A 3,850-nucleotide genomic window follows, 5' to 3' on the forward strand; every position below is an offset into this window, starting at 1 on the left:
CCAGCGCGCCGTAGCTGGTGGTGGTGCCCGGCGCGATGGCCAGCAGCGCCTGCCACACCGACTGCTGGAACGGCGTTCCGTTGCGCAGGTCCAGCGGCAGGTCGAACGCGCTGCGCCTGCCCGCGTAGTAGTCGTCCAGCTGCCGGACGGTTTCGCGCAGCACCGGGTGGCTCGGCTGCTCGGACCAGCGCGCGATGTGCGCGGCTTCGGGCAGGTGGCGCTGGCCTTCGAACCAGACGCCGGCCAGGCCGGTGTCGCTGGCCGCCAGCAGCATCGTGCCGAGCGGGCTTTCGTAGCGGGTGCAAACCAGGGATCTGTCGAATTTCATTTCATGCTCCATGCCAGGCGCGCAGCACGGCATAGCTGCGCCAGGGTTTCCAGGCCTGCGACGCGGCCTCGGCCTCGCGCGCAGGGTTCTTTGCGCCGGTGACGCCCAGCGCTTTTTGCAGCGCGATGTCGCCGGCCGGAAAGGCGTCGGGCCAGCGCAGTGCCCGCATGGCGATGTACTGCGCCGTCCAGTCGCCGATGCCGGGCAGCTCCTTCAACGCCGCCACCGTGGCCTGCACGTCGGCCCCGCCGTGCAGCGCAATGCGCTTCTCGGCCACCGCCCGCGCGATCGCAACGATGGCTGCTTGCCGCTGGCGCACGATGCCCAGCTGGCCGAGTTCGTCGCCGGTCGCCGCGGCCATCACGGCCGGCGCGGGAAACAGCCGGCGCAGGTGCGGCGACGGCGTCTCGATCGGCTCGCCGAAGCGGTCGACCAGCCGCTGCGCCAGGGTGCGTGCGGCGGCCACGGTGATCTGCTGGCCCAGCACGGCGCGCACCGCCAGCTCGTAGCCGCTCACCGCGCCCGGCACGCGCAGGCCGTCGCCATTCGGAAAGCGCGCGTGCAGCACGCTGTTGATGGCCTGCGGGTCGGCGTCCAGGTCCAGCAGGGCGCGCACGCGGCGGATCGCCTGCGGCAGCACGCCGCGCAGCCCGTCGCTCACGCCCAGCACCACCTGCGTCGTCTCGGGATCGAAGCGCGCCGTCATCCAGCCGCTGTGCTGCGCGCCGGCGGATTCGATGGCCAGCGTGCGGCCGAGCTCGCCGGCCGCTTCGTCCACGTATTCCATGCCCTCGATGCGCCGCGTCGCCAGAAAGCCCAGCATGGACGCGATGTCGTACGGCGGCCGGTAGCCCAGCCGCACCTGCGTGCCGCTGCTGCCGCGCCCGCCCACGCGCCGCAGCTGCGTGGGGTTCAGCCCATAGTGCCCGACGAAGGCCGCGTTGAAGCGCCGCACGCTGGCATAGCCGCTGGCCAGCGCGACCTCGGTGATCGGCAGATCGGTGTCGGCCAGCAGCTGCTTGGCCGTAAGGAGGCGGCGCGTCTGCAGGTACTGCAGCGGCGAGACGCCGAACTGCGCCTCGAAGATGCGCCGCAGGTGGCGGTCGCTCACGCCCATGCGCGCGGCCAGCGACTCGACCGAAGGCGATTCGGACCAGGCGTCGGGCTCTTCCAGCAGGCGCGCCGCCTGCTGGGCCAGGATGCTGCCGGCGTCCTGGATCGACCAGGCCAGCGACTGCGGCGCCAGCTCGGGCCGGCAGCGCAGGCAGGGCCGGAAACCCGCGCTCTCGGCCTGCGCCGCATGGCCGAAGAAGCGGCAGTTCTCGCGCTTGGGCAGGCGCACCCGGCAGACCGGGCGGCAGTAGATGCCGGTGGTGGTCACGCCGGTGAAGAAGCGGCCGTCGAAACGCGCGTCGCGGGCCTTCATCGCCAGGTAGCAGGCGTCGGGCTGCAGGTGCGCTTCATGGGTCGTCATGCGGCCGATGATACGCAGCGCCTGCCGCAGGACTGGCCGTTTCCGGACACGTGCCTGCGGTGTGCCTGCGGGTGCCGCGGCCTACAATCCCCCGCAGTTTCCACCGAAGGGATGCAAAGAATTCCATGCAGCTGAGCCCCACGATTTTCAAGGCCTACGATGTGCGCGGCATCGTGCCGTCCACCCTGAGCGAAGAGATTGCCGAAGCCCTGGGACGCGCCTTCGGCACCCGCGCCCTCGCCGAGGGCGAGGCCGCCGTGGCGGTCGGCCGCGACGGCCGCCTCAGCGGCCCCTCGCTCAGTGCCGCGCTCATCCGCGGGCTGGCCTCCACCGGCGTCAACGTGATCGACATCGGCATGGTCACCACGCCCATGCTCTACTTTGCCGCCAGCACCTTGTGCGCCAGCGGCATCCAGGTCACCGGCAGCCACAACCCCAGGGACTACAACGGCTTCAAGATGGTGCTGGCCGGCCGCGCCATCTTCGGCGACGAGATCCAGGCGCTGCGCCGCACGATGGAAGAAGGCGGCTGGAAGCAGGCCGGCACCCCCGGCACCATCCGCAACGTCAACGTCGGTGCGCCGTACCGCGACCGCATCGTGTCCGACGTGAAGCTGGCGCGGCCGATGAAGATCGTCGTCGACTCGGGCAACGGCGTGGCCGGCGCTTCGGCGCCCGCCATCTTCCGCGCGCTCGGCTGCGAGGTCATCGAGCTGTTCAGCGAAGTGGACGGCAATTTCCCCAACCACCACCCCGACCCGAGCAAGCCCGAGAACCTGAAGGACCTGATCGCCGCGCTGCGGACCAGCGGCGCCGAGCTGGGCCTGGCATTCGACGGCGACGGCGACCGGCTGGGCATCATCACGCGCGGGGGCAACAACATCTTTCCCGACCGCCAGATGATGCTGTTCGCGCGCGACGTGCTGTCGCGCGTGCCGGGCGCGCCGATCCTGTTCGACGTGAAGTGCACGCAGCGCCTGGCGCCCGCCATCCGCGAGGCGGGCGGCCAGCCCATGATGTACAAGACCGGCCACTCGCTCATCAAGGCGAAGATGCGCGAAGTGAATTCGCCGCTGGGCGGCGAGATGAGCGGCCACATCTTCTTCAAGGAACGCTGGTTCGGCTTCGACGACGGCACCTACGCCGGCGCCCGCATCCTGGAGATCCTGTCGCGCCACGACGACCCCAGCGCCGTGCTGGACGCCCTGCCGAGCAGCTTCTCCACGCCCGAGCTCAACGTGCAGTGCGCCGAGGGCGAGCCGCACCGGCTGGTGGAACAGCTGGTGAAGACCGCGAAGTTCGACGCGCCGGCCGAGGTCTCGACCATCGACGGCGTGCGGGTCGACTGGCCCGATGGCTTCGGGCTGATCCGCGCGTCCAACACCACGCCGGTGCTGGTGCTGCGATTCGAGGGCCAGACCGAGGAGGCGCTGCACCGCATCGAGACGCGGATGCTGGCACTGCTGCGCACCGTGAAGCCCGACGCCGCCATCGGCGAGGCGGCGCATTGACGGCACCGGCGCGCGCATCGGTCACGCCGTCTTGAACATCCTGATCGTCAAGCTGTCCTCGCTTGGCGACGTGGTGCACGCCATGCCGGCGGTGCAGGACATCCGCGCGGCCCTGCCCGATGCCCGCATCGACTGGGTGGTGGAGCGCGGCTTCGCGCCGCTCGTGCAGCGCTGCGAGGGCGTGGCGCAAACCATCCCGAGCGAGATCCGCCGCTGGCGCAAGGCGCTGCTGGCCAAACGCACGCGCGAGGAATGGGCGGCGTTTCGCGAACAGCTGCAGGCGCGCGCCTATGACGCCGTGATCGACCTGCAAGGGCTCACCAAATCGGCGGTGGTCGCGCGCATGGCGCGCCTGGCGCCCGGCGGCAGCCGCTACGCGCTGGCCAACCAAACCGATGGATCGAGCTACGAAGTGCCCACGCGCTGGGTTGCCGACGTGGCGGTGCCCGTCGCGCCGCGCGTGCACGCGGTGCAGCGCTCGCGCCTGCTGTGCGCGCAGGCGCTCGGCTACACGCCGGCCGCCGCGCCGCGCTTCGG

At 71.1% G+C, this 3,850-nt stretch carries 4 protein-coding genes; 2 read left to right on the plus strand and 2 right to left on the minus strand.

Features of this window, described 5'->3' with window-relative positions:
* Both H0U68_RS22460 and H0U68_RS22465 read right to left on the minus strand, forming a co-directional pair.
* Positions 1 to 328 (minus strand): methylated-DNA--[protein]-cysteine S-methyltransferase (locus H0U68_RS22460; protein ID WP_296359125.1); only part of this gene is annotated, 328 nt, incomplete at its 3' end.
* 1 nt (position 329) lies between these two features.
* Positions 330 to 1,802 carry a DNA-3-methyladenine glycosylase 2 family protein gene (locus tag H0U68_RS22465; RefSeq protein ID WP_296359126.1) on the minus strand — a complete coding sequence of 491 codons (1,473 nt, stop codon included), beginning with the start codon at positions 1,800 to 1,802 and terminating at the stop codon, positions 330 to 332.
* A 125-nt stretch (positions 1,803 to 1,927) separates the two neighbouring features.
* Between H0U68_RS22465 and H0U68_RS22470 the strand changes: the two genes are divergently transcribed.
* Together H0U68_RS22470 and H0U68_RS22475 are read left to right on the plus strand one after the other, a co-directional pair.
* On the plus strand, positions 1,928 to 3,313 hold the full coding sequence (locus H0U68_RS22470; protein ID WP_296359127.1) for a phosphomannomutase/phosphoglucomutase: 1,386 nt from the start codon (positions 1,928 to 1,930) through the stop codon (positions 3,311 to 3,313).
* A gap of 31 nt (positions 3,314 to 3,344) precedes the next feature.
* A partial coding sequence (locus H0U68_RS22475) for a glycosyltransferase family 9 protein (protein WP_296359128.1) occupies positions 3,345 to 3,850 on the plus strand: 506 nt, incomplete at its 3' end.

Origin of the sequence: Ramlibacter sp. (assembly GCF_013697775.1) — a bacterium.
Taxonomy (GTDB): domain Bacteria; phylum Pseudomonadota; class Gammaproteobacteria; order Burkholderiales; family Burkholderiaceae_C; genus Ramlibacter.

Bases quoted from the DNA above. Each gene is read 5' to 3' on its own strand.
- H0U68_RS22470 (WP_296359127.1), top strand. From the start codon at position 1,928: ATGCAGCTGAGCCCCACGATTTTCAAGGCCTACGATGTGCGCGGCATC.
- H0U68_RS22465 (WP_296359126.1), bottom strand. From the start codon at position 1,802: ATGACGACCCATGAAGCGCACCTGCAGCCCGACGCCTGCTACCTGGCG.